Annotated in this window: 23 protein-coding genes; 12 read left to right on the top strand and 11 right to left on the bottom strand. The window is 72.1% G+C overall.

Annotated features, from left to right (window positions below):
* Nucleotides 1-63: 63 nt before the first annotated feature.
* Nucleotides 64-3,333, bottom strand: coding sequence for a family 78 glycoside hydrolase catalytic domain (locus ACQSSQ_RS15595; RefSeq protein ID WP_431328029.1), 3,270 nt, complete (start codon nucleotides 3,331-3,333; stop codon nucleotides 64-66).
* A 158-nt stretch (nucleotides 3,334-3,491) separates the two neighbouring features.
* On the bottom strand, nucleotides 3,492-8,156 hold the full coding sequence (locus ACQSSQ_RS15590) for a family 78 glycoside hydrolase catalytic domain (protein ID WP_431328028.1): 4,665 nt from the start codon (nucleotides 8,154-8,156) through the stop codon (nucleotides 3,492-3,494).
* 125 nt (nucleotides 8,157-8,281) lie between these two features.
* Between ACQSSQ_RS15590 and ACQSSQ_RS15585 the strand changes: the two genes are divergently transcribed.
* Both ACQSSQ_RS15585 and ACQSSQ_RS15580 read left to right on the top strand, forming a co-directional pair.
* Entirely contained in the window at nucleotides 8,282-9,328 is a 1,047-nt protein-coding gene (locus ACQSSQ_RS15585) for a sigma-70 family RNA polymerase sigma factor (RefSeq protein ID WP_431328027.1), read from the top strand.
* Entirely contained in the window at nucleotides 9,325-10,080 is a 756-nt protein-coding gene (locus ACQSSQ_RS15580) for an SDR family oxidoreductase (protein ID WP_431328026.1), read from the top strand. Before ACQSSQ_RS15585 ends, ACQSSQ_RS15580 begins: the two co-directional genes overlap by 4 nt.
* On the opposite strand, the gene ACQSSQ_RS15575 is transcribed toward ACQSSQ_RS15580, so the two are convergent.
* The 3 genes from ACQSSQ_RS15575 to ACQSSQ_RS15565 are packed head-to-tail and all read right to left on the bottom strand — an operon-like array spanning nucleotide 10,081 to nucleotide 11,741.
* Nucleotides 10,081-10,578, bottom strand: coding sequence for a sigma-70 family RNA polymerase sigma factor (locus ACQSSQ_RS15575; protein ID WP_431328025.1), 498 nt, complete (start codon nucleotides 10,576-10,578; stop codon nucleotides 10,081-10,083).
* Nucleotides 10,575-11,375 (bottom strand): MerR family transcriptional regulator, encoded by an 801-nt coding sequence (locus ACQSSQ_RS15570; RefSeq protein WP_431328024.1) that lies wholly within the window; start codon nucleotides 11,373-11,375, stop codon nucleotides 10,575-10,577. Before ACQSSQ_RS15570 ends, ACQSSQ_RS15575 begins: the two co-directional genes overlap by 4 nt.
* Nucleotides 11,376-11,390: 15 nt before the next feature.
* A complete protein-coding gene (locus tag ACQSSQ_RS15565) occupies nucleotides 11,391-11,741 on the bottom strand; it encodes a DUF1048 domain-containing protein (RefSeq protein WP_431328023.1) in 351 nt (116 codons plus the stop codon).
* Nucleotides 11,742-11,899: 158 nt separating this feature from the next.
* On the opposite strand from ACQSSQ_RS15565, the gene ACQSSQ_RS15560 reads away from it, so the two are divergent.
* A complete protein-coding gene (locus ACQSSQ_RS15560; RefSeq protein WP_431328022.1) occupies nucleotides 11,900-12,847 on the top strand; it encodes an NAD-dependent epimerase/dehydratase family protein in 948 nt (315 codons plus the stop codon).
* Nucleotides 12,848-12,938: 91 nt separating this feature from the next.
* On the opposite strand, the gene ACQSSQ_RS15555 is transcribed toward ACQSSQ_RS15560, so the two are convergent.
* Nucleotides 12,939-13,415, bottom strand: coding sequence for an SDR family oxidoreductase (locus tag ACQSSQ_RS15555; RefSeq protein ID WP_431328021.1), 477 nt, complete (start codon nucleotides 13,413-13,415; stop codon nucleotides 12,939-12,941).
* A 103-nt stretch (nucleotides 13,416-13,518) separates the two neighbouring features.
* On the opposite strand from ACQSSQ_RS15555, the gene ACQSSQ_RS15550 reads away from it, so the two are divergent.
* Entirely contained in the window at nucleotides 13,519-14,121 is a 603-nt protein-coding gene (locus ACQSSQ_RS15550) for a TetR/AcrR family transcriptional regulator (protein WP_431328020.1), read from the top strand.
* Nucleotides 14,122-14,151: 30 nt separating this feature from the next.
* On the opposite strand, the gene ACQSSQ_RS15545 is transcribed toward ACQSSQ_RS15550, so the two are convergent.
* Nucleotides 14,152-15,072 carry a DMT family transporter gene (locus ACQSSQ_RS15545; protein ID WP_431328019.1) on the bottom strand — a complete coding sequence of 307 codons (921 nt, stop codon included), beginning with the start codon at nucleotides 15,070-15,072 and terminating at the stop codon, nucleotides 14,152-14,154.
* Nucleotides 15,069-15,596 carry a nuclear transport factor 2 family protein gene (locus ACQSSQ_RS15540; RefSeq protein ID WP_431328018.1) on the bottom strand — a complete coding sequence of 176 codons (528 nt, stop codon included), beginning with the start codon at nucleotides 15,594-15,596 and terminating at the stop codon, nucleotides 15,069-15,071. Before ACQSSQ_RS15540 ends, ACQSSQ_RS15545 begins: the two co-directional genes overlap by 4 nt.
* An 85-nt stretch (nucleotides 15,597-15,681) precedes the next feature.
* On the opposite strand from ACQSSQ_RS15540, the gene ACQSSQ_RS15535 reads away from it, so the two are divergent.
* Complete coding sequence (locus tag ACQSSQ_RS15535) at nucleotides 15,682-16,263, top strand: TetR/AcrR family transcriptional regulator (RefSeq protein WP_431328017.1); 582 nt, start codon at nucleotides 15,682-15,684, stop codon at nucleotides 16,261-16,263.
* On the opposite strand, the gene ACQSSQ_RS15530 is transcribed toward ACQSSQ_RS15535, so the two are convergent.
* On the bottom strand, nucleotides 16,260-16,856 hold the full coding sequence (locus tag ACQSSQ_RS15530; RefSeq protein WP_431328016.1) for a TetR/AcrR family transcriptional regulator: 597 nt from the start codon (nucleotides 16,854-16,856) through the stop codon (nucleotides 16,260-16,262). The two genes, ACQSSQ_RS15535 and ACQSSQ_RS15530, sit on opposite strands and share 4 nt — an antisense overlap.
* A 61-nt stretch (nucleotides 16,857-16,917) precedes the next feature.
* Here ACQSSQ_RS15530 and ACQSSQ_RS15525 point away from each other — a divergent pair, with 61 nt between their 5' ends.
* From ACQSSQ_RS15525 to nhaA, 5 genes are all read left to right on the top strand, one after another.
* Nucleotides 16,918-17,694 carry a crotonase/enoyl-CoA hydratase family protein gene (locus tag ACQSSQ_RS15525; RefSeq protein ID WP_431328015.1) on the top strand — a complete coding sequence of 259 codons (777 nt, stop codon included), beginning with the start codon at nucleotides 16,918-16,920 and terminating at the stop codon, nucleotides 17,692-17,694.
* 92 nt (nucleotides 17,695-17,786) lie between these two features.
* Nucleotides 17,787-18,743 carry an ABC transporter substrate-binding protein gene (locus tag ACQSSQ_RS15520; RefSeq protein ID WP_431328014.1) on the top strand — a complete coding sequence of 319 codons (957 nt, stop codon included), beginning with the start codon at nucleotides 17,787-17,789 and terminating at the stop codon, nucleotides 18,741-18,743.
* 3 nt (nucleotides 18,744-18,746) lie between these two features.
* The gene (locus ACQSSQ_RS15515) at nucleotides 18,747-19,589 is read left to right on the top strand and encodes an ABC transporter permease (protein ID WP_431328013.1); all 843 of its coding nucleotides are present in this window, start codon (nucleotides 18,747-18,749) and stop codon (nucleotides 19,587-19,589) included.
* 22 nt (nucleotides 19,590-19,611) lie between these two features.
* A complete protein-coding gene (locus ACQSSQ_RS15510) occupies nucleotides 19,612-20,409 on the top strand; it encodes an ABC transporter ATP-binding protein (protein WP_431328012.1) in 798 nt (265 codons plus the stop codon).
* A gap of 88 nt (nucleotides 20,410-20,497) precedes the next feature.
* The gene (gene nhaA / locus ACQSSQ_RS15505) at nucleotides 20,498-21,898 is read left to right on the top strand and encodes a Na+/H+ antiporter NhaA (protein WP_431328011.1); all 1,401 of its coding nucleotides are present in this window, start codon (nucleotides 20,498-20,500) and stop codon (nucleotides 21,896-21,898) included.
* Here nhaA and ACQSSQ_RS15500 read toward each other — a convergent pair.
* The gene (locus ACQSSQ_RS15500) at nucleotides 21,866-22,480 is read right to left on the bottom strand and encodes a DsbA family protein (protein WP_431328010.1); all 615 of its coding nucleotides are present in this window, start codon (nucleotides 22,478-22,480) and stop codon (nucleotides 21,866-21,868) included. The genes nhaA and ACQSSQ_RS15500 overlap by 33 nt on opposite strands.
* Before the next feature lie 91 nt (nucleotides 22,481-22,571).
* On the opposite strand from ACQSSQ_RS15500, the gene ACQSSQ_RS15495 reads away from it, so the two are divergent.
* Together ACQSSQ_RS15495 and ACQSSQ_RS15490 are read left to right on the top strand one after the other, a co-directional pair.
* A complete protein-coding gene (locus tag ACQSSQ_RS15495) occupies nucleotides 22,572-22,922 on the top strand; it encodes a UBP-type zinc finger domain-containing protein (RefSeq protein ID WP_431328009.1) in 351 nt (116 codons plus the stop codon).
* A 63-nt stretch (nucleotides 22,923-22,985) separates the two neighbouring features.
* Nucleotides 22,986-23,546: a TIGR03086 family metal-binding protein gene (locus ACQSSQ_RS15490; protein WP_431328008.1), complete on the top strand. Its 561-nt coding sequence runs from the start codon at nucleotides 22,986-22,988 to the stop codon at nucleotides 23,544-23,546.
* Here ACQSSQ_RS15490 and ACQSSQ_RS15485 read toward each other — a convergent pair.
* Nucleotides 23,543-23,674: integrase core domain-containing protein (locus tag ACQSSQ_RS15485; protein WP_431328480.1), on the bottom strand; the 132-nt coding region annotated here is incomplete at its 5' end. The genes ACQSSQ_RS15490 and ACQSSQ_RS15485 overlap by 4 nt on opposite strands.

Below are 23,674 nucleotides of genomic sequence, written 5' to 3'. Positions count from 1 at the left end.
GCGGACCGACAAGGGGACGGCCCCCGAGCACCTGCGCTCGGGGGCCGTCCTCGTTCGTCACCCTCAGCGGGGAACCGGCACGAACTGGGTCGTGCCCGACCCCACCTCGAACACCACGCGGTCACCGACGGTGCCGACGAGCCGCGCGTCGGTGTTGCCGACCGCACGGTACGAGGCTCCGTCGACCTTCGGCAGCTCCACCCGCGCCGTCACGTTGACCGGCACCTCGAGCGACGCGCGTACGCCGTGGCGCTTGCGCTCCCAGCTCAGCGCGACCTCGCCCCGCTGTGTCGGCACGGAGCCGGACGCGCGGTCGAGACCGGTGGCCGGCGGCACGATCCGGACCGTCGACGCGCCCGCACCGTCGGGCCGGATGCCAAGCAGCGTCTCGGTCATGTCGACCGCCGCCTGCGCGCCCCAGCCGTGCGACTGGCTGTGGTTCGAGCCGGCGTCGAGCGTCCACGCCTCCCAGGTGAACGTGCCGTCCTGCGCCAGGATGTTGGCGAACCCGAGGTCGTCGGGGTTCGTCAGCAGCCGCACCACCGCGTCGGGCCGGTCGGCCTTGCCCAGCGCCTGCAGCAGCCGGTGGACCGTCATCGGCCCCTGCTTCATCCCCATCCCGGCCAGGTGCTCGGCGAGCACCGGGAGGTCGGACGCCGGCGCGACGTCGAACGCGACCGCGAACGACGTGCTGTGCTGGCCGGCGTGGTCGCTCTGCGTGCCGTCCGCCTTGAGGCCGTCGACGTAGACCCCGTCGGCGCGACGGAGCTTGCTGTTCATCGCCTCGACGAGGCCGTCGGTGGCCGACCGGTACGCCGCCGCCTCCGCGGCAGGCCGGTCGAGCACCTCCGCCATGTCGGCCGTGCGGCGCAGCACCTCGACGCCGAGGGCGTTGATCACGGTCCGCGCCGCGGTGCCCATGTCGTACCCGAACCGTCCCGGCTCGGGCCAGTCGACGATGCCGTACTGGTACGCCCCGCTGCCGCCGGTCAGGTTCGTCACCAGGCCGGCGGTCGGGCCGGACGCTGGGATGTGACGCCGGACGTACTCTGCCGTCCGCTGGATCGCCGGGTACGCCTCCGCGAGCAGCGCGCGGTCTCCCGTGACCTGGTAGTAGCGCCACACCCAGTCGACGAACATCTCGGTGTAGTCCGGGATGTCGCGCTTGCCGTCCCCGTTGGGGTAGACGGCGTTGTAGCGGCCGGCGTCGTTCGGGTTGGAGCTCCAGTGCCGCTTCTCCGAGGCGAGGAACTCGCGGATCGCCTGCTGCGTCGCGTCCCGCTCGGCGAAGCCCTGCATCGTCGCGTACGAGATGTTGGCGGCGTCGCCGAGGAACTGGCCCTTCTCGCGGGTCGGGGTGTCGACGAACGCCTCCTGCACGGAGTACAGCGCCGAGCGCTGCAGCATCGCCCAGACCTCGTCCAGGGTCTCGTCGTCGCTGTCGAACGACGCCTCACGGCCGTCCGGGACGGTGGTGTGGACGACCACGGCGGACACGTCGTCCGCGGTGACCTCCTCCTCGGCCGCCGGGATCTCCAGGTAGCGGAAGCCCAGGTGCGTGAACGCCCGGAACTCCTGCGCGCCGTCGACCTGCGTGTAGGGGAACGCCATGTTGGTGCCCTGGGTGAGCAGGGTGGACGTGGCGACGCGGCCGGTGTCGGTCAGGTTGTAGCCGGCGCGCATCTGCACCACCCGCCCTGCGACGCCGTCGTCGAAGTGGACGACCGGCCGCGCGGGGATGACCTTGCCGAAGTCCGCCACCACCGTGCCGTCCTCGGCGGTCAGCATCCGGACGGCGTGCACCGTGGACTCGTCGATCCGGGTCTCCTGGCCCTGCAGGTGCGTGAACGGTGCGGCGGGGTGCGCCCCCAGGACCACGGCGTCCGCCCAACCGGAGTCGTCGAAGCCGTGCTCGTCCCAGCCGTCGAGGGCCGCCTGACGGACCCCGTCGAGGTGCTCGATCTGCTCGCCCTCGCCGTTGCGTCGTCCGGCCTGGACGTACGGGCCCTCCGCGACCTTCCACGTGCCGTCGGTGACGACGTCCTGCGTCGAGCCGTCGGAGTACTCGATGCTGATCCGTGCGAGCACGCCCGGCACGCCCGCGGGACGACCCTGGCCGGAGCCGTACCAGTGGGAGAGCACGCCGACGCCGATCTCGTCCTCGCCCTTGACGAGGTCGGTGACGTCGCTGGCCTGGTAGTAGCCCTCGCCCGGGTAGGAGAAGGACTGGCCGCGATCGACCCGCTTCCCGTCGATCCAGAGCTCGTAGGTGTGGCTCGCCGCGACGTACGCGCGGGCGCGCACGACCCTGCGTCCCTCGAGCGCGACGTCCTTGCGCGCGAGGGTCCATTCGTCGGCCTGGCGTGCCGGGGGAGCGACGTCCCACTTCGCGAGGTCGCCGGAGAAGTCGTCGGTGAGCAGCACCGTGCCGTCGGCGGCCGTGACCGTGACGTCGTCGAACTCGGCGCTCTCGTTCGAGGCCTCGCGGAAGCCGACGCCGCCGGTCGTATGGGTGGTGTCCGTGCGCTGGTCGACCTGGACGCCGTCGACGAAGGTCGTGATCGTCGAGCCGGCGACCACGATCTTCAGGCGGTAGTCCTGCCCGGCCACGATCGTCACGGGGACCGTCGCCAGCACGGTGTGAGAGCCGTTGCGCTGGACGTGCGCGCGGAAGCCGTTGGCGGGCGAGAGCTGCCACATGTAGCCGTTGCGGCGGTCGGCGTTGCGGAAGGCGATCCCGGCGCCGCCGGTCCGGGGCCGGACGGTGGCCTCGACCGTGTAGTCGGTCCACGACCCGCTGTTCTTCGCGAGCGTGACGTCGCCGCCGGTGACGCGGGCGCGCCCGTCCACGATCTGCACCGGCGCGGCGCCGCCCGGGGCGCGCTGGATCCACTGCGCGCCGGCCCAGTCCGCGTCGGAGATGCCGGTCTCGAAGGCGGCGGGCTTCGCCCACGGAGACACGCGGTCGGTGCGGTCCCAGGTACGGACCGTCCAGCTGTAGGCAGCACCGGGGTCGAGGTCGGGGCCGTCGTACGCGACGTAGGCCTGCTGGTCGGAGCCGACCTTGCGGCTGTCCCAGACCGTACGGCCGTCGTCGTCGGAGACCTTGACCTGGTACGCGGTCTGAATCTCGCCGGGGTCCTTGTCCTGCGGGAACCAGCCGAAGGCGGGGTCGCCCTCGACGTTCAGCGGGTGCGGGGTGTCGTCGGTGGTGAGCGTGCGGGGGGCGCTCGGGGCGTGCCCGGCGCCGGCCACGGCGGGTGCGGCGACCGCCGCGGTCCCGGCGACCAGGCACGTCGCCGCGACGACGCCTGTGATGCTCCTCGTTCTCATCGCTTCCTCTCGTGGGACGGTTTGAACGTTTCAATCGACCGTAGGGTGACGGGGGTCACGCGGGAAGAGATGTGTCCGCATCCGGCCATGGGAGGCGCCGCGGACAGGAAAGGGCCCCGGGTGATCACCACCCGGGGCCCTTCTTCGACGACGTGCCGTCAGGAGACCGGCAGCGACCAGACGTCGGCGATCGACGGGTCGTAGTCCGCGCCGGTGTCCTGGAACCGGACCCGGACCTTGCCGTCCGCGGTCAGGTCGGGACGGTCGACGAGGACCTGGTACGTCTGCGCGCCCGCACCGCCCTCCGTACGACGGGCGTCGTGGCTGTGCACGACCTGGCCGTCGACGACGATGTCGTACGTCTTGCGGCGCGCCCCGTCGTACGTCTCGACCGCCCGGAGCACGAACGCCTTGCCGGCCGGGACGGCGAGGTCCATCTCGAACCATCCGCCCGGGTACGACGAGTGCGTGTAGCGCCGCGTGAGCCCGGCCTCGACGTTGGTGCCGGAGTACTGCGAGGCGGTCAGCCCGTGCGCCTGCTCCGACGCCGCGAGCCCGACGTCCACGTGGTCGACGGCGCCGGTGGGCGGCGTGGCCAGCGTGACCGCGACCGAGGTCGCCGTCTTCTCGGCGTCGGTGTCACCGGTCGACACCGTCAGCGGGACGGCACCCGCGACGACCGTGAGCGGCACGGTCACGCGCACCGGGACCTCGGCCGTGGCACCGGCCGGGACCGTGTACGCCGTCGGCTCCGGCGTCAGCGTGCCCGACGGGCCGGACACCGTGAGCGCCCCCGACGCCGACCGCGTGCTGTGGTTGCGCACGACCGTCGTGACCGTCACCTCGTCCCCGGCGGTCGCCGTCGCGGGCGCCACCGAGGCGGAGTCGAGCGTCAGCGTCGGCGAGACCACGACGTCGGCCGCGACCGGCAGCGTCGCCACGCCCCAGCTCTGCCGGTACGACACCGTGCCGCTCAGCGCCTCGGTGCCGACCGGCGTCCCCTGCGGCACCGTCACGTCGTACAGGTGCGTCAGCGTCTTGCCTCCGCCGACCGACGACGACCGCGTCCCGACCGGCTCGACGGTCCAGCCCGACGTCGACCGCAGCGTGCTCGTGACGTTCGGCAGGGTCGCCGTCCCGGAGTTCTCCAGGGTCACGGCCACCCGGACGGTGTCACCCGCGAGGTGGATCGTGCCCTGCGGCTCCGCCTTCGCGACGGCGCCGACGATCACGCCGGACGCCGCCGACAGGTGGGCGTCGATGCGGGCCAGCGTCGCCTTGAGGCCCTCGGCCGTCGGCTTGTCGACGAGCCGCAGGACGCGCTGCAGGTCGACCCACAGCTCGAGGGCCGACACGGTGGCGAGGGCCTGGTGGGTCCGTGCCACCGCCGCGTCGCGGTCACCCGCGGCGCGCGCCGCCCGCGCCAGCTCGACCTGCCGGTCCAGCGTCGCGACCTCGCTCTGGAGGTGCCGCTTGAGGAGCGAGGTGAGCCGGCCCTTCGTCGCCAGGGCGTCGACCTGGGCGGCGAGGGTGTCGACGTCCACCGCCGCCTCGCCGAGCTCGCCGAGCGCCCGGTCGATGCCGAACGCGTAGTCGCCGGAGCCGACCTCGTACACGGCGTGGCCGTCGTCGAACCGGACGAACCGGACGCCCTCGGCCGCCTCCGCCGGCCTGCCGCCCTCGGTGACGGCCCAGCGGCTCGGCGCCGGGACGCGGACCTCGGCGGTGGCGTTGGCCGGGACCGAGACCTCGAGGTCGAGCCCGCCCGCGACCTTCTTCCACGCGCTGCGCACCGTGCCGTAGCGGGTGCCCAGCGAGAACGTCGCGTGGTCGATTCCCGCGCCGGGCTCCGGGGCGACGAGCACCTTGCGGTAGCCCGGCTCGGCTGCGGAGACGCCGGCCATCGTCCGGTACATCCACTCGCCGACCGCGCCGTACGCGTAGTGGTTGAACGAGTTCATGCCGACGTCGTTGAAGGTCCCGTCGGGGTTGATCGAGTTCCAGCGCTCCCAGATCGTGGTCGCGCCCTTGCCGATCTCGTACCCCCACGACGGGTAGTCCTCGTGCTGCAGGAGCTTGTACGCGATGTCCGTGCGGCCTGCCTCGGTGAGCGCCGGCAGGAGCCCGTCGACACCGAGGAAGCCGGTCGACAGGTGGTAGTCGCGCCGCTCCAGCGTCTCCACGAACTGGTCGACCACCTCGTCCCGCCGGTCGGCCGGCTCGAGGTCGTTCGTCAGGGTGAGGATGTACGAGGTCTGGCTGTCGCCCTTGACCGTGCCGTCGGCGCTGATGAACGCGTCCTGGTACGCGGCGCGGATCGCCTCGTACCGGCTCTGGAGCTCGGCGGCATCGGCGTCCTTGCCGATCGCCTCGGCCATCTGCGCGAGCTCGCGGGTGCTCTTCGCGACGAACGCGGTGTCCAGCACGTCGGCCGGGGTCGGGTCGTCGAGGTTGAGCCAGTCGAGGTAGCCCCCGGCCGAGCGGATGTGGCCGGTCGAGTCGGCCGCGAGGAAGTCGACGTACTTGCGCATCATCGTCCAGTTGTCGCGGATGACGTCGGTGTCGCCGTAGGCCTGCCACAGCGTCCACGGCACGTGCACGCCGGCGTCCATCCAGCCCGCCGACTCGTAGCCGCCGTCGAATCGGCCCGGCACGACCGGCGCCACGCCGGGCAGCGAGCCGTTGGCGCGCTGGGTGTCGCGGAGGTCCTGCAGCCACTTGTCGAGGAACGTCTGCGCGTCCATGTCGTACACGGCGGTGCGGGCGAACACGTTGATGTCGCCTGTCCACCCCATCCGCTCGTCGCGGGCCGGGGTGTCGGTGGGGATCGACAGGAAGTTGCCGCGCATGCCCCACACGATGTTGCGCTGCAGCTGGTCCACCAGCGCCGAGGACGTGTCCAGCTCGGAGGTGAGCTCGCCGTCGGTGCCGACCACGACGCCGACGAGGTCCTCGGCGTCCGGCGCCTCGTCCACGCCGCTGATCTCGACGTAGCGGAACCCGTGGAACGTGAACGCCGGCTCGAAGGTCTCGGGCTCGTCGGAGCCGAGCGTGTAGTAGTCGGTCGCCTTCGCGCTGCGCAGGTTCGCCGTGTACAGCGTGCCGTCGGGGTTCAGGACCTCGCCGTGGCGGATCTTGACGGTGTCGCCCTCGTCGCCGTCGAGCGTCACCCGCACGTGGCCGACCATGTTCTGGCCGAGGTCGTAGAGGTAGACCCCGTCGGTCGGCGACGCGATGCGCTTCGCGGTCTCGAGCTCCTGCGTGACGCGGACCGGCGTCGCGGTCTGCGGCTCGAGGGTGGCCTTGGGCTCGTTGCGCGTGACCACGTCGTCCCAGCCGTCGGCCTCGTACGACGCCTCGTCCCAGGCGCCCAGGGCGTCGGCGCGGCGCTGGTCGTACGACTCCCCGTCGAGCAGGTCGGCCTCGCGGACGGGGCCGTCGGTGGTGCTCCAGGAGCCGTCGGTGCCGATCGTCTCGGACGTGCCGTCCGCGTAGTCGACCCGCAGCTGCGCGATCAGCGAGGTCTGCGTGCCGTAGGTGTCGGGGCCGAACATCGCGATCTTGCCCGTGTACCAGCCGTTGGAGAGCTCGGCGCCGAAGGCGTTGTCGCCCCCCTGGACGAGGTCCGTGACGTCGTACGTCTGGGAGTCGATGCGCTTGTCGTACGCGGTCCAGCCCGGCGCGAGCTCGTGGTCGCCGACCCGCTCGCCGTTGAGGTGCAGCCGGTAGACGCCGCGCGCCGACGCGTACACGCGAGCGCGGGTGATCTCCTTGTCGGCGAGCGTGAAGTCCTTGCGCAGCAGCGGCACGGGATCGTCCCGGCGCAGCCACGCCTCGGGATCCGCGTTGTCGACCACGAGCGCGCCGTCGGTGACCGTGCCCGCCGCGAAGGTGCGGTCGCCTTCGGGGAACGTCGTGTCGACGAGCGTCGTGCCGTCCTTCGAGGTGACCGTGACGTCGTGCACGCGGCCGGTCTCGGGGTTGCTGGTGCGGAAGCCCATCGAGCCGGGGCCGGTGAACGTCGTGTCGGTGCGCTGGTCGAGCAGCGTGCCGTCGACGCTCGTCCGGATCGTCGTGCCGTCGGCCTCGATGCGGTAGCGGTGCTCCGCGGCGAAGTCGAAGCCCGCGGGGAACGGCTTGGCCGTCAGCACGCGGTACGCGCCGTCCTTGACGTGCGGGCGCAGCGACCTCTCGGCCTGGCTGATCTGCCACATGTACGCGTGCTCGGTGTCGCGGCCGCGGAAGTAGACGCCGAGGGCGCCTGCGATCTTCGACGCGGTGAACTCGATCGTGTAGCTCGTCCACTCGGGGCCGAGCCGGTCGGCGGGGGCGCCGATCCAGTCGGCGGTCCACTCGTCGGTGGCGAGCACGCCGGTCTCGAACGTCGCGGGCTCGCTCCATGCGGAGGCGGTGCCCTTGTCGTCCCAGACCCGGACCGACCACACGTAGCCGGTCTGCGAGGTGAGCGCGGGACCGCCGTACGGGACCTCGACCGACTGGCGCGACTCGGTCCTGCCGCTGTCCCACACGTCGGGGTCGGAGAGGCGGCTCGCGCTGCTGGCGACGCGCACCTGGTAGGCGGACTGGGTGACGCCTCGGCGGTCGCCGTCGAGCTGCCAGCTGAGCCGTGGCGCACGGCCGTCGATGCCGAGCGGGTCCTCCGTGCTGTTGACGCGGAGCGTGCCGACCGTCGGCGGGCTGGAGGCGGCGGTGCCGGCGACGGTGGCGCCGACGGCACCGGTCGTCGCGGCAGCGGGGGCCTGGAGGCCGAGCAGGAGTGCTGCTGCGGCGACGAGGACGAGGGGACGAGGGGAGACGACCACGGTGGCTCCTTCGCAACGACGTGGCGAGGAACGTTCAGGGTTGGAACGTTTCAAGCCCGACGCTAGAGTGACGTGGGTCACTTCGCCATCGATCTGTCCGCTTCCGGCCACCGACCAACGCCGTTGTGGGTGAACTGTCAGATGCGTACGGTTTTCTGTGGTGGTGGCAGCGATCGTCGCTGTCGCGGACGGAGGACACCATGACGGCCGTTGCGACGACCGAGCTCGATCTCGAGGGGCACCGCCGGGAGCTGACCGGATACTGCTACCGGATGCTGGGGTCGGCGTTCGACGCCGAGGACGCCGTGCAGGAGACGATGGTCCGCGCCTGGCGCAGCCTCGACAAGTTCGAGGGCCGCTCGTCGCTGCGCTCGTGGCTCTACCGGATCGCGACCAACGTCTGCATGGACTCGCTCGGGTCCGGCCAACGGCGCGCCCGCCCGATGGACCTCTCGGCGACGGCCTGGCAGCCGGTCGTCGACTCGCTCGCCGCGCAGCGCGCCAACGAGGCGTGGATGGAGCCGATGCTCGACGAGCGCATCATCCCCGAGTCCGCCGACCCGGCCGAGGTCGCCGCCGGCCGCGAGTCGATCCGGCTCGCCTTCGTCGCCGCCCTCCAGTACCTCCCGCCCCGCCAGCGCGCGGTGCTCGTGCTGCGCGAGGTGCTCCGCTGGCGAGCAGCCGAGGTCGCCGAGCTCCTCGACACGTCCGTCGCCTCGGTCAACAGCGCGCTGCAGCGCGCCCGTGCCACGATGAGCAACGTCCAGGCCGACTCGGGCGACCCCTACGACGCGCTCGACGCCGAGCAGCAGGAGCTCCTCGAGAAGTACGTCGCGGCCTTCGAGGCGTATGACATCGACACCTTCGTCACGCTGCTGCGCGAGGACGCGACGCAGAGCATGCCGCCGTACGAGATGTGGATCCAGGGCCGCGACGCGATCCGGACCTGGATGCTCGGGCCAGGATCGGAGTGCCGCGGCTCGCGCATGGTGCCGATCACCGCCAACGGGGCGCCCGGTCTCGCGCAGTGGCGCGCCGCGCCCGAGGGCGGCTACGTCCCGTGGGCGCTCTACGTCCTCGACGTGCGCGACGGCCAGGTCACCAACATCTCGACGTTCCTCGACACCCGGTTGTTCGCCCAGTTCGGCCTGCCCGACGCCCCGCCCGCATGACGAGGGTCGCCGTCACGGGCGGCACCGGCATGATCGGACGCGCCGTGTGCACGGCGCTGGAGGCACGAGGGCACGAGGTCCGGGTGCTGAGCCGGCACAGCGTCAGCCATCCCGTGGATCTCACCACGGGCGAGGGGCTGGAGGCGGCGCTCGACGGGTGCGAGGTCGTCGTGGACGCGAGCAACGGCTTCGGCGCGAAGGCCGGCCGCGCGGTGCTGGTCGACGGCAGCCGACGGCTCCTCGAGGTGGAGCAGGCGGTCGGGGTGGCGCACCACGTCGCGATGTCGATCGTGGGGTGCGACGCGGTGCCGGGTTATCCGTACTACCGGGTCAAGGTCGCCCAGGAGCAGGTCGTCCGGGCGGGCGGGGTCCCGTGGACGATCGTGCGCGCCACGCAGTTCCACGGGTTCCTCGACATGCTGCTCGGCGCCGCCGCCAAGGTCGGGGTGCGTCCGTCGCTCGCCATCCCGCTGCAGCCGGTCGACGTCGGCGACGTGGCCCTCGCGATCGCCGACGTCGTCGCAGGGGACGGAGGTGGTCGCACGATCGAGGTCGTCGGCCCGGAGGTCACCACGGTGCGCGACCTTGCTCGCTCCTGGAGTGCGGCGACCGGCCGTGGCCGCGTCCCGATCAGGCTGCCGCTCTGGGGCGGCATGCTCCGTGCCCTGGCCGGCGGCGCGGCGCTCAGCGACGACCCCGACGTGCGCGGCTCGGTGACGTTCGAGAGCTGGCTGACGGCGACGTACGCCTGATCACCGCGTCAGGTCCGCGATGCGCTTCTTGGCGCGGGCCAGGATCTGCCGGCAGTTCGTGGCGCTCTTGTCGACCACGGCGGCGATGTCGTCGTAGTCGTCCCCGATGACCTCGCGCAGCACGAACACGGCCCGCTCGACCGGCGGCAACGCCGCTTGGAGCACCAGCACGGCGTTCGACACGGTCTCGTCGAGCTCCAGCCGGTGCACCGGGTCACCCGTCGCGTCGTCGGAGGCGACGATCCCGTCAGGCACCCAGCGGCCGACGCACTGCTCGTGCCGTGCCCGCGCCGAGCGCAGGAGGTCGAGGGCGACGCGCGAGGTCACTGTGCTGGCGTAGGCGTCGAGGTTCCCGATCGCCGCCGGCCCGTCACGGTGGATCCGCAGGAAGGCCTCCTGCACCACGTCCTCGGCGTCCGCGGCGTTGTCGAGCAGCCGGTACGCGATGGAGAACATCAGCGGCCGTAGGCGGTCGTGGGCCGCAGCGAGGTCGGTCATCGTGCGATCCGCCGCATGTTGGTCCAGCCGGTCCAACCGCGCTCCTCCAAGAGCTCCAGGAGGCGAGGTCCGCTCGGGAACGACGCGACGAACGCTGCGTCGAGCAGCGCCACCAGCTCCTCGGTGAGCCACTCGGCGTCGTCCGTCCGGACGTCGAGGGCGGCGTGCCGGCCCTCAGACGTCTCCACCCGTGCGGCGGTGGCCTCGATGAACGCCACGACCCGGTCGGCGAGGGCCGGCAGACGAGCGTCGTCGGCCGCGCAGTCGAAGATCTCGCCGATGTCGAGGTAGAGCGCGCGCACCTCGGGAACCTCGATCTGCTGTCGCTTGAGCTCCATCAACGTCGACAGGTGCTCCGGGGCCTGGGCGGCGATCAGGATCCAGCTGTCCCGCTCGACCTCGATCACCCGCTCCAGGAATCCCAGCTCGCGCAGGCGATCGAGGTAGGCGACGAACTCCGGCGGGAGCGCCAGGCTGTCCCCCGCAGCTAGCTGGGCGATCTGGTCCCGGTGCCGCTGCCGGTCCCTGATCTCGGCCCGCAGGCGGCGGTCGATCTCCTCGACCGCCGCCGCGAACGCGTCGTCGTCGGCAGCCAGCAGCTGCCGCACCCGCGACAGCGGGACCCCGGCGTCGGCGAGGATCCGGATCCTGATCAGCTCGACGGCGGCATGGGCGTCGTACCGGCGGTATCCCGAACGATCACGCTCGGGCTCCGGCAGCAGCCCCTTGGCGTGGTAGTGCCGCACCGCGCGCACCGTCACGCCGGCGTACGACGCGAGCTCGCTGATGGTCAGCATCGGCCGGTCGCACCCTCACACCGTGAGGCCGCGCTCGTCGAGGCGGGCGCGGACGTCGTCGAGCGCCCTGCGGGTCGCCTGGCGCTGGATCGAGTCCTCCGGCAGCCGTGCGCGGCAGAACGCGGTCAGCTCGGGACCGGTGACCTCCGAGACGTGCCTGCCCTCGGCGGCACCGGCCTCGAAGAGAGCGAGCACGTCGGCCAGGACGGCGACGATGTCCGTCCCGTCGCCTGCGGTGGACCGCCACATCGAGGACTTCACCTGGGCGTAGACCGCGCTGTAGGCCTCCGGCAGGGCGTTCGCACGCGCCTCCATCCGCTTCCAGTCCCTCTTGTCCCCGACCAGTCGGGACAGCAGATCGATCATCGTTCTTCCTTCCGTCGCACGTGAGTGGTGTCGTGAACGACCCTCCAGCCCTGACGCTGCGTCAAGGTCAAGCGCGATCGAGAACTTCTTCTCGCGGGCTGTCACAGCGGAGCGACCTGCGTCGTCGAAGGGGAAACTCGACGGAAGGACACGCACAGATGCGCATCTTCATCGCCGGCGCGACGGGAGCGGTCGGGAGCCGGCTCGTTCCCCTGCTGTCGCAGGCTGGCCACGACGTGATCGGATCCACCCGCGACGAGGAAGGGCGAGCCAGCCTCGAGGCCCAGGGTGCCAACGGCGTCGTCATGGCCGCGCTCGACGCCGACAGCGTCCACGCGGCGGTGGCCGAGGCCAAGCCGGACGTCGTCGTCCACGAGCTCACCGCGCTCAGCGGGATCAGCGGGAACCTGAAGAAGTGGGACCAGGACTTCGCGATGACGAACCGGCTGCGGACCGAGGCGACCGACAACCTCCTGGCTGCGGCGCGCGCCTGCGGCGTCCGGCGCTTCGTCGCCCAGAGCTTCGGCGGGGGCTGGGCCTACGACCGCACCGGCGGGTGGGCGAAGACCGAGGACGACCCGCTCGTCGCCGACCCCGGGAAGGAGGCACGGCAGTCGCTCGCGGCCATCCGCCACCTCGAGGACGCCGTGACGACCGCTCCAGGGATCGAGGGAGTCGTCCTCCGGTACGGCAACTTCTACGGTCTCGGCCAGGCGACCTCCCGTGCCGGGACGCTGGGGGACCTCCTCCGTGCCGGGAAGTTCCCGGTGGTCGGCGGCGGCACCGGCGTCTGGTCGTTCGTCCACATCGACGACGCGGCTGCCGCGACCGCGGTCGCCGTGGAGAACGGGGCGCCGGGGATCTACAACATCGTCGACGACGAGCCCGCCCCGATCGGCGAGTGGCTGCCGTACCTGGCCGAGCAGGTCGGTGGGAAGAAGCCGATGCGGCTGCCGGCCTGGGTGGCCAGGCCGCTGATCGGCCAGTTCGGGACGGCACTCATGACCTCGGTACGCGGGTCGTCGAACGCGAAGGCCAAGCGTGAGCTGGGGTGGGCCCCGGAGTACGCGAGCTGGCGCGAGGGCTTCCGTACCGGGATCGGCTGACGAGGGTGCCTGACCGCCGCCGGACGGAGGGAGGGGTGCCCGGCGGCGGTCAGGAGACGGTGTCCCGCACGAGCGGGAGGGGACGGGTCGGTCAGTGGGCGAGCAGCGCGCGAGCGCGGCAGCGCCAGCCGGCCCTGCGGGTGCGGCGGAGCGGCACCGGTCGTGCCCAGGTCGACGGCAGCGTGACGCCCGTCGCCTGGCGGGTGCGCCGCGCGTGCTGAGCGTGGGCACGGACGAGGGCGGGGTGGTCGGCGTAGGCGTCGAGCAGGACCGCCGTGCCCTCGAGGGTGCGGGCGGTGTCGAGCCAGAGCTGGTCGACGGCGGCCTGGTCGCCGTAGCCGCCCTGCTCGAGCACCTGGTCCAGGCGGGCCTCGAAGGTGCGGACCCACTGGGCGTGGGCGTCGAGCAGCAGGGCGTCGAGCGAGCCGAACGTCTCCGACCGGGCGCGGCGCACGGCGGCCGGCAACGCGGTGGGGTCCTGGCTCAGGGTGTCGGTGAGGGCGTGGAGCGCACGCTGGCGGCGCTTGGTCTGCTCCCACGCGGAGCGGTCGATCGTCGAGGTGGTCATCGGAGTTCCTCTCGTGCCGGGTCCTCGAGCGGTCCGACAGACGCGGTGCTGGTGACCTGCGTCATGTCGGTCACATACACAGTGTATGTCATATGCTGGGAGTATGTCACGCCCCCGCAGCCGACGCGAGCAGTACTCCGAGGAGACTCGTGAGGCGTTGCTCACGACGGCGACCGCGATGTTCGTCGAGCGCGGTTTCACCAAGACCGCTCTCTCCGAGGTGGCGTCGGCCGCCCAGGTGACGCGCGGAGCGGTCTACCACCACTTCCGGGACAAGAAGGACCTCTACCGCGCGGTGCTCGAACGGACCGAGATCGAGGGCCTCGGCGCGGCCCGCGACGCGTTCCTCGCCCATGAGGACCCCGTCGTCGGCGCGTTCGCGGCGATGAGCGCGTACCTCGACCACGCCACCGACTCCGACTACGCCGAGATCGTGCTCCGGCAGGGACCGATCGCCCTCGGATGGGAGGAGTGGAAGTCGTGCGAGGAGGAGTACGCCGCCGGACTCATCGAGCAGATCGTGACGCGGCTCGTGTCGTCCGGACGCATCCCGGCGCTGCCGATCGCGACGACGGCGTCGATCGCGTTCACGATGCTCGGCGGGTGCGCGATGACGATCGCGTCCGCCGCGCCCGAGGACCGCGCCCAGGTGCGCGAGGAGTGCGGTGAGGTGCTGACGCGCCTGGTCGGCGGCCTGCTGATCTGAGGGGCCGCACGTCGCTGGCGAGGCAGCGCGTCACCGTCGGCGCAGGCGGGTGACCGCGACGCCGAGGAGGCACAGCACGCCGCCCGCGAAGCCGAGCGCGGTCGGGACCTCGTCCAGGAACAGCCAGGAGAGGCCGATGGCGATCGCCGGGACGAGGTAGGTGGTGGCGCTGGCAGGCCCGGCTCCGACCCGGCGCAACGCGTAGGCCCAGGTCGTGAAGGCGAGCGCGGTCGGGAAGAGCCCGAGGTAGACGACGCCGAGGATCGCGCTCGCCGACGCGTCGCGCGTCTCCTCGACGAGCTGACCGGCGAACGGGAGGCACGTCACCACGCCGATCACGCAGCCCAGCCAGGTCACCAGCAGCGGACTGACGGACCCCATCACAGGCTTCTGGAGCAGCACCCCCGCGGCATACAGGACCGCGGCGAGCACGCACAGGACGACGCCGACCAGGTCGTTGCCGGAGCCGTCGCCGCCGAGCGCGATCAGGGTCACCCCCGAGAAGCCGATCGCCAGGCCGATCACCAGCGTCCGCGGGAAGCCCTCGCCGAGGAAGGCGCCCGCGATGACGGCGATGAGGATCGGCCCGAGCTGCACCAGCATCGCGGCGGTGCCGGCGTCGACGTGGCGCTCGCCCGCGTTGAGCGCGACGTTGTAGCCGCCGAACCACAGCGCGCCGTAGCCGAGGATCAGCCACGCCGTCCGTCCCCGCGGCAACGGCTCGCGCCGCGCGGAGAGCTGGCGCGGGACGAGCAGCACGGACAGGGCGAGCGCGGCGACCGCGAGGCGCCCGAGCGACAGGGCGCCCGGCGAGTACGTCTCGCCGACGGCGCGGATCCCCACGAAGGCCGAGGCCCACAGGAGGACGGTGAGCCCGAGTGCGGCGAACGAGAGGTCGCGCTTGACGGGGTCGGTGGATTCCGTGGAGGGCGTCGTGGTCCGAGCAGTCACCCGCCCGACGATACGGAGCGCCACGGACAGGTCGCCACGCGATTCTTGCCGCGCGAGCGTAGGGATCGCGCCAGCGGCGGTGTCAGGCGCGGGATCCGACGTGACCGCGCGCGCCGGCCACCGCGTACCCGTCCATGTAGTCGCGGACCCGCTGGAGCAGACCGTTCTCCACGTGCAGGACGAGGAGCCCGGGGACCCTGATCCGTGCCGGACGAGGGGGTCCGTGCGACCACGACCTGCTCGACCACCACGAAGGACGGGTCCTCGGCCACGAGGACGGTGACGTCCTCGAGCGACTCCACCTCTACTGCGCTCGCGCCCCAGGCTGCGCGGTAGCCCTCGCGCACCGCCTCGCGTCCCTCGAAGCGGTCCGGGAACCCGGGGCTCGCGAAGGGGAACTCGTGGACAGCGTCCTCGGCGTACAGGTCGGCGAGGTCCTCCGCGGACATGTCGCGCATGGCCTGGTGGTAGCGGGCGGCGACCTCGCGCGCGCTCCTGGACGAGCGTGTTCCATCGTTGGTCATGAGGTGGATCCCTTCACTCAACGGGCGTTGAGCGACGAGCCTATCCTTGCTCGCGAGGTCGGTCAACGACTGTAGAGTCAGCCCCGTGACCGCCACCTCACGTGCCGACCGGCGACGCGCCACGGAGGAGCGCGTGCTCGACGCGGCACGGGCGCTGTTCGCCGAGCGCGGCTTCGAGCAGACCACCGTCCGCGCCGTCGCTGCCGCGGCGCAGGTCGACCCTTCGCTCGTCATGCAGTACTTCGGCTCCAAGCGCGACCTCTTCTCCCGCGCCGTCCGTGCGCCGGTCGAGTCGTTGCCGCCCGACGGTCCCGACGACGTGGTCGACCGCCTCGTCGAGTCGCTGACCCTCAAGCTCGGCGGACTTCCAGTCTCGACGGCCGCGATGCTGCGCTCGATGCTCACCGACCCCGAGGCCGGCGACCACGCGCGCGAGATGCTCGGGAGGCAGGTGGAGTCGGTCGCGGCGTGCATCCCAGAGAGCTCCGACCCGGACCTGCGCGCCGCGCTCGCGGTCACGGCGATCGTGGGCGTCACCCTCGGGCACCAGCTGCTCAGTCTTCCGACTCTTCAGGACGCGTCGGTCGCGCGCATCGCTGAGGTGTTCCGCCCCGCGGTCGAGGCGCTGGTGCAGCCGCTCCGGAGCGACGGGTCCGCGAGCTCCTAGGCGAGCGTCCGCTCGCACCACTGCTCGAGGACGGCGCGCTCGACGGCGGGGTCCCGGCGCAGGACGCTCGTGATCGCGAGCCCCCGCAGGAGCGACAGGAGCTCCTCGAGGTCGAGCCGGGCGAGCGGTGCTCCCTGGTCGTCGATCAGGGTGCCGGTGAGGTGGCGCTGGAGCGCCGCGCCGACCTCGCGCTCGGCGGGGATCAGGGCAGTCCGCAGGGTCGCGTCGGTGCGCGCCGCCATCCACAGCTCGAGCCCGGCGAGGAAGCGCGGCCCGGACATGAACGAGTGCAGGAGGTCGACCACCCGGGCCCGGCGTGCCGCGGGGGTGTCGTCGCGGAGGTCGTCGACCGTCGGCAGGGCGCGCCCGAGCTCGTCGAGCTGGCCCTCGGCGACGTGGTGGACGGCGGCGACGAGCAGCTCGCTGCGGGAGGCGTAGTGGTGCACGAGCGCACCTCGCGAGACGCCGGCCGTCTCCTGCACGCGCTGCAGCGTCGTCCCGACGTAGCCGTGCCGGACCAGGCACCGCACGGCGGCGTCGAGAAGGCTCGACCGCGTCCTCATCCAACGCTCTTGACGCGGCTTGTCCGGCATGGGCATCATCGTAGGCTCTGCAAACCGATCGTACGGTTTGTTTTGGCCCGGAGGGAGAACCGTGCCCGAGTACCAGTCGATCCGCGTCGAGCACCGCGGTCCGGTCACGACGGTGGTGATGGACCGTCCCGAGCGACGCAACAGCGTGGACCGCGCGATGGCCGACGAGCTCGCCGACGCGTTCCGCGCCTTCGACGCCGATCCCGGCGCAGCCGTCGCGGTGCTGTACGGCGAGGGCGGCGCCTTCTGCGCCGGTGCCGACCTGAAGTCGCTGGGCACCGACCGGTCCCCGCGGCTCGAGCCTGACGGCGACGGCCCGATGGGGGCGACGCGGCTGCGGCTGGCGAAGCCGGTGATCGCCGCGGTGGAGGGGCACGCGGTCGCCGGGGGACTGGAGCTCGCCCTGTGGTGCGACCTGCGGGTCGCGGCCCGCGACGCCGTCTTCGGGGTGCACTGCCGGCGGTGGGGTGTGCCGCTGGTCGACGGCGGGACCGTCCGGCTGCCGCGCCTGATCGGCACCAGCCGGGCTATGGACATGATCCTCACCGGCCGTGCGGTGGACGCGGAGGAGGCCGAGGGCATGGGGCTGGCGAACCGCGTCGTCCCTCCGGGCAGGGCCCGTGAGGCGGCGGAGACGCTGGCTGCGGAGATCGCGCTCCTCCCGCAGACCTGTCTGCGCAACGACCGGGCGTCGGTGCTGCACCAGGAAGGGCGACCCGAGGAGGACGCGATGGCGCACGAGTTCGAGCTCGGCCTGCAGTCCTTCGCCGCCGAGGGTCTTCAAGGCGCGGCGCGCTTCGTGGACGGTGCCGGTCGGCACGGGCAGCCCGCAGTGTGAAGTGAAACCTTCACGTGACGCGGGGACAGTCCCCCGGTAACACGGCGGCAGCACAGTAGGAGTCCTTCGCCTCCGGAAGGACTGACTGCACGATGACCCGACGTTCGGTGCGCACGCTCGCCGCCGCCGCATCCCTCGCCCTCCTCGCCACCGTCGCCGGCTGCGGCGGCGACTCCGACTCCGCGTCCGGCTCCGAGACCCAGACCGTGAAGGTCGGGACGCTGCGCGGGCAGCCGCACTTCTACGCACCCTTCCTGTACGAGGACGGGGACGGCGTCGACTACGAGGTCGTCACCCTGGACACGACCCCGGCGCTCAACGACGCCCTCGTCTCCGGTCAGGTCGACGTCGCGATCACCGGCATCACCGCGACCATCGCCTCCGACGCCCAGGGACGCGACCTCACGGTGGTCGCGTCCGCGGCCGACGGCGGCTCCGGCTTCGTCGGCAACGACGACGTGAAGACCGTCGCCGACCTCGCGGGCAAGAAGCTCGGCTACCTCGTCGGCAGCGCCCAGGAGGTCGCGCTGCGGCTGACTCTCGAGGAGGCGGGGGTGAGCGCCGACGACGTCGAGCTCGTCTCGCTCAAGGCGCCGGAGTTCTTCAACGCGTTCAAGACCGGTCAGATCGACGCCTTCTTCGGCCCGGAGATCGGCGTCTCGCTCGCGCTCGGCGCGGGCGGGCACGAGATCACGTCGCCGTACGACACGGCGATCGCCAAGCTCAACATCGCCCTCGTGACGACGGGCGCCCTGATCGAGTCCGACCCCGAGCTGGTCCAGAAGGTCGTCGACATGCACACCGCGACCACCGAGAGCATGAGCGACACCCAGGACGAGTGGCTCAAGGAGATGGTGACGACCTACGGCGGCGACCAGGCGGTGTTCGAGACGGCACTGGAGAACTTCTGGCTCCGCGCCGACCTCCCGCAGGACTACCAGGACCAGATCCAGGCCCTGATCGACAGCATGAGCAGCCTCGGTCTCGTGGACGAGGCCCCCGAGCTCTCCGCGGTGGTCGACCCGTCGTTCGCCGAGAAGGCCTCCTAGCCCGTGGCCCCGGTCGCGACCGTGCTGCGACGCCGCACGGGCGCCGGCGGGATCCTGCAACGGGTCCTGCTGGCGCTCCCCGTGCCGGTCCTCCTCCTGCTCGCCTGGCACTACGGGGTGCAGCAGGAGTGGGTCCTGCCGTTCGGCATCCAGATGGGCTACCTGCCGACGCCGGCGCGGGTGGCCGAGGTGATGTGGGACTTCGTGTTCGGCGGGGTGCTCGACGACGCGTTCAGCGGCACGATGCTCGAGCACCTCACGGCGAGCACCGGCCGCGTCCTCGCCGGCTTCGGGCTCGCCGCGCTGCTCGCGATCCCGCTGGGCGTCCTGATGGGCCGCTTCTGGGTGGTCGACGCCGCGCTCGACCCGACGGTCAACCTGGTCCGGCCGATCCCCGCGACGGCGTGGGTCCCGCTGGTGCTCCTGGTGATCGGTTTCGGGAGCCAGGCCACGATCTTCCTGATCATGCTGTCGGCGTTCTTCCCGATCCTCATCAACACGATCTCGGCCGTGCGTCAGGTGCCGCCGCGGCTCGTCGAGGCGGCCCGCATGCTGGGGACGTCGGGGCCCGGCGTCCTGGTCAAGGTCGTGGTCCCGGCCGCGACGCCCGGGATCGTCAGCGGCCTGCGGATCGGGCTCGGTCTCGGGTGGGTGATCCTCGTCCTCGGCGAGGCCAACGGCATCGACGTCGGGCTCGGTGCCGTGATCAGCCTGGCGCGCGAGCTGGTCCGGACCGACCTGATCGTCGTCGGCATGATCTGCATCGGCCTCGCCGGCTTCGTCTCGGACCGGCTGCTCGTCGGACTGTTCAAGCTCGCCCTCGGGCGCCGCCCGCTCATCCCGTAGTCCCCAAGGTCGAGGAGAGACGATGGCACCGCTCCAGCCCCCGGTCCCCCTCGAGGGTCAGGTCCTGGTCGAGCACATGGCCAAGTGGTACGGCGCCGAGGGCACCGGCGTGGAGGCGATCGGCGACCTGACCCTCGAGGTCGCCGCCGGCGAGCTCGTCGCGGTGGTCGGTGCCTCCGGCTGTGGCAAGAGCACGCTCCTGCGGATCCTCGCCGGGTTCGAGACCCACACCAGCGGGGTCGTCGAGGTCGGCGGGGCGCCCGTGCGGGGGCCGAGCCCCCGTCGCGGTGTGGTCTTCCAGGACTACGGGCTGTTCCCGTGGCTGACCGTGGCCGAGAACGTCCGGTACGGCCCGCGCCAGCGCAAGGCGTCGCGGCGCAAGGCCAAGGAGGTCGCCGCCCGCTACATCGAGACCGTGGGTCTGACCCGGTTCGCGGACCGGTTCCCCGGCGAGCTGTCGGGCGGCATGCAGCAGCGCGTCGCGATCGCGCGCGTCCTCGCGAACGACCCGGCGCTGATGCTGATGGACGAGCCGTTCGGCGCGCTCGACGCCCTGACCCGCCAGTCGATGCAGCACGAGCTGCGTCGCATCCACGGGGAGACCGGCACCACGATCGTGTTCGTCACGCACAGCATCGAGGAGGCCGTCTACCTGGCCGACCGGGTCGTCGTGATGACCGGCGGCCCGTCGCACGGGGTCCCGGGGCGGATCGAGAAGATCGTCGAGGTCGACCTCGGACCCGACCGCGACGTCAACGCCACCGACTTCAACGCGATCGAGCGTGCCGTCGCGGACCTCGTCCACGCGCCGGTCGGATGACGACGGACCCGCACCCGGCCGGCGGCGGCGCCGCCCCCCAGTCGGGCGGAGCGGGGCGCACCGCCGTACCGTCTGACACGCTTGTGCCGTGACCGACCCGATCCCCACCGGCGTCCCCACCAGGCCCGGACCGCGCCCGCGCGTCGTCGTCCCCTACCCGCGGCTGACACCGGGCCTGCGGCGCTACTTCGCCACCGAGGGCGGCGGCGCCACGCTCCTGCTGGCGGCGTCGGCCGTGGCGCTGGTCTGGGCCAACGTGGCGACCGACTCCTACGTCCACCTGTGGGAGACCGCGACGACGCTCGAGGTGGGCGACTGGGACCTCCACATGTCCCTGCACCACTGGGTCAACGACGGCCTGATGGCGATCTTCTTCCTCGTCGTCGGGCTCGAGGTGAACCGCGAGCTGACGGTCGGCGAGCTGCGCAGCTTCCGTGCCGCCTCGGTCCCGCTGTTCGGTGCGATCGGCGGTCTGGCCGTCCCGATCGGGCTCTACATCCTGGTCAACCCCTCGGGGGCGGACTTCGCCGGCTGGGGCGTCCCCATGTCGACCGACACGGCGTTCGTGATCGGCGTGCTCGCCCTGGTCGGCCCGCGGTGCCCGGACCAGCTGCGGGTGTTCCTGCTGACCCTGGCGATCTTCGACGACATCGGTGCGATCGCGCTGCTCGGCGCGTTCTACTCCGACGACCTGTCGGTGAAGGCGCTGGTGATCAGCGTCGCGCTCGTCGCCCTCCTGTTCACGATGCGCTGGGTCGGGATCTGGCAGATCCCGCCGTACCTCATCGTCGGCCTGGTGCTCTGGGTGACGGTGCTCGAGTCCGGGCTGCACCCCACGCTGGCCGGCGTGCTCGTCGGCCTCTCGGTGCCGACGCGGCGCCGGGGCCGCGAGGACGAGGTCCGTCGCTACCTCGGGTTCTACGGCAGGGCGCTGGTCGAGGAGCTCGACTCGGCCCGCTCGCGCCTCGCCGTCACCGCCGCACGCTCGGCCGTCCCCACCAGCGACCGGCTCCTCGACGGGCTGCACCCGCTCAGCTCGTACCTGATCGTGCCGTTGTTCGGCCTGGCCAACGCGGGCGTCATCCTGACCGGCGGAGCGCTCGGCGACGCGCTCGGGAGCCCGGTCACGCTCGGCGTGGTGCTCGGCCTGGTCGTCGGCAAGGCGGTCGGCGTCACCCTCGGCGCGTTCGTCGCGCTGCGGACGGGGCTCGGGACCCTGCCGGGACGGGTGCAGTACGGCCACCTCGTCGGCGGCGCGTTCCTCTGCGGCATCGGCTTCACCATCGCGCTCTTCGTCAGCGAGCTCGCCTTCGCCGACGAGGCGCTGCGCAACGAGGCGAAGGTGGGCATCCTCGTCGGCTCGCTGGCCTCGGGCGTGATCGGGGCGCTCGTGCTGCGCTACTTCGGCAACCGTCTACCGCTCTGCTCGCCCGACGAGGCCGAGGGGCCGCCGCCGCTACCGGAAGGCCCGTGGCGCGCCCCGGCGTGACAGCCCCATCGCGTCGCGGAGGTCCTTCACGGTGACGCCGTCGGTGTACGGCTCGCCGTTGATGAACAGCGTCGGCGTCCCGTGGACCCCGGCATCGACACCGGCGGCGTAGTCGGTGCGCACCGCCTCGGCGTACTTCTGCGCCGGCTCGCCGACGAGCTTGTGGGTGTCGAGGCCCAGCTGCTCGCCGTACCGGACGATCGAGGCGTCGTCGAGGTGGTCCTGGTGCTTGAAGAGCAGCCCCGCCATCGGCCAGAACGCGCCCTGGTGCCCGGCCGCCTCCGCCGCGAGCGCCGCGGTGAGGGCGAACGGGTGGACGGTGAAGAGCGGGAAGTGGCGCCAGACCAGGCGGACCTGCCCGTCGGAGCCCTCGATCAGGTCGTGGAGGACCGGCTTGGCCGCTCCGCAGTAGGGGCACTCGAAGTCGCCGAACTCCATGATCGTGAAGGGCGCCTCGGGGTTGCCGTAGGACCAGCGGCACGCGAAGTCCTCGTCGTGCACGATCTCGTCGGGGCGCGCGCCGTCGTGGGCACCGTCGCGGACCAGGCCGTGGCGGTGGTCGCGCCGCTCGTCGTCTGCCATGGCTCCATCGTGGCACGGGCTTCGGCATGTGCGGATCGGCGTCGCGTCGTAGCCTGACGTGACTGCACGCCGTACGGGAGGGGGACCTGCGATGACAGAGGGAATCGACGTGAGCGTGCCGCCCAGCGGACCGGGCTGTGCGGACTGCGACTCTGCCGACCCGCAGGGCTGGTGGTTCCACCTGCGGAGGTGCGCCCAGTGCGGGCACGTCGGCTGCTGCGACTCGTCCCCGGCGGCGCACGGGACCGCGCACTGGAAGGCGACGGGTCACCGCTACATGCAGTCGTTCGAGCCGGGGGAGGACTGGTTCTTCGACTACGAGGAGCAGGCGATCCTGACCGGCCCGGAGCTGGCGCCGCCGACTGCGCACCCGGCCGACCAGCCGGCGCCGGGTCCGGCGGGGAGGGTCCCTCGCGACTGGATGATGCACGTCCCCCGCTAGGGGCACACCACGGCGGCGTACGACGCGGGCGGCGTGTCGGCGCGCGGGGCTAGGTTGCGAACCATGACCGACACCACGACCGAGACCCCGGCCGACCGTTACGCGCGCCTGCGCGACCGCTTCCGCACGACGCTGAGCGCCGTCCCCGACGACGCCTGGGACGCCCCCACGCCCTGCGAGGAGTGGACCGTGCGCGCGCTGGTCCAGCACGTGGTCGACACGCAGGCGCTGTTCGAGTCGATGGTCGGCCGGACGATCCCTCCGTCCCCGGCGGACGACCTGACCGGGTCCTTCGACCACGCGACCGGTGTGGTGCTCGGCCACCTCCGCGACCCTGCGGCGGCCACCACGCCGTACGAGAGCCCGATCTTCGGCCCGACGACGTTCGAGGCGATGGTGGACGGGTTCCTCAGCTTCGACTTCGTGGTGCACGGCTGGGACCTCGCGCACGCGACGGGAGCCGACGAGACGCTCGCGGACCAGGACATCGCCTGGGTCCGCGCCCGCACCGACCAGCTCGGCGACCTGATGCGCACGAGCGGGCAGATCGGCGAGGAGGTCGAGGTCGGCTCGGACGCGACGGAGACCGAGCGCCTGGTCGCGTTCCTGGGACGGCGCCCCTAGCTGTGATGTCCAGCCAGGTTGTTCAACCTGGTGATGGGTGCGGCTTTGCCGATTGCTGAGTGGGGCCGGTGGTGGTTGTACTCGTGGAGCCATGCTGGCAGGGCGGCGAGTCGGGCTGATTCGGAGTT

Origin of the sequence: Mumia spirodelae (genome assembly GCF_050632745.1) — a bacterium.
Lineage (GTDB): Bacteria > Actinomycetota > Actinomycetes > Propionibacteriales > Nocardioidaceae > Mumia.
This window is presented reverse-complemented; position numbering and strand designations above follow the sequence as displayed.

Coding starts and splice junctions, on each gene's coding strand:
- ACQSSQ_RS15595 (WP_431328029.1), bottom strand. CDS start 3,333: ATGAGAACGAGGAGCATCACAGGCGTCGTCGCGGCGACGTGCCTGGTC.
- ACQSSQ_RS15580 (WP_431328026.1), top strand. CDS start 9,325: ATGACGAGGGTCGCCGTCACGGGCGGCACCGGCATGATCGGACGCGCC.
- ACQSSQ_RS15575 (WP_431328025.1), bottom strand. CDS start 10,578: ATGACCGACCTCGCTGCGGCCCACGACCGCCTACGGCCGCTGATGTTC.
- ACQSSQ_RS15570 (WP_431328024.1), bottom strand. CDS start 11,375: ATGCTGACCATCAGCGAGCTCGCGTCGTACGCCGGCGTGACGGTGCGC.
- ACQSSQ_RS15565 (WP_431328023.1), bottom strand. CDS start 11,741: ATGATCGATCTGCTGTCCCGACTGGTCGGGGACAAGAGGGACTGGAAG.
- ACQSSQ_RS15560 (WP_431328022.1), top strand. CDS start 11,900: ATGCGCATCTTCATCGCCGGCGCGACGGGAGCGGTCGGGAGCCGGCTC.
- ACQSSQ_RS15555 (WP_431328021.1), bottom strand. CDS start 13,415: ATGACCACCTCGACGATCGACCGCTCCGCGTGGGAGCAGACCAAGCGC.
- ACQSSQ_RS15550 (WP_431328020.1), top strand. CDS start 13,519: ATGTCACGCCCCCGCAGCCGACGCGAGCAGTACTCCGAGGAGACTCGT.
- ACQSSQ_RS15540 (WP_431328018.1), bottom strand. CDS start 15,596: ATGACCAACGATGGAACACGCTCGTCCAGGAGCGCGCGCGAGGTCGCC.
- ACQSSQ_RS15530 (WP_431328016.1), bottom strand. CDS start 16,856: ATGCCGGACAAGCCGCGTCAAGAGCGTTGGATGAGGACGCGGTCGAGC.
- ACQSSQ_RS15520 (WP_431328014.1), top strand. CDS start 17,787: ATGACCCGACGTTCGGTGCGCACGCTCGCCGCCGCCGCATCCCTCGCC.
- ACQSSQ_RS15510 (WP_431328012.1), top strand. CDS start 19,612: ATGGCACCGCTCCAGCCCCCGGTCCCCCTCGAGGGTCAGGTCCTGGTC.
- ACQSSQ_RS15500 (WP_431328010.1), bottom strand. CDS start 22,480: ATGGCAGACGACGAGCGGCGCGACCACCGCCACGGCCTGGTCCGCGAC.
- ACQSSQ_RS15495 (WP_431328009.1), top strand. CDS start 22,572: ATGACAGAGGGAATCGACGTGAGCGTGCCGCCCAGCGGACCGGGCTGT.
- ACQSSQ_RS15490 (WP_431328008.1), top strand. CDS start 22,986: ATGACCGACACCACGACCGAGACCCCGGCCGACCGTTACGCGCGCCTG.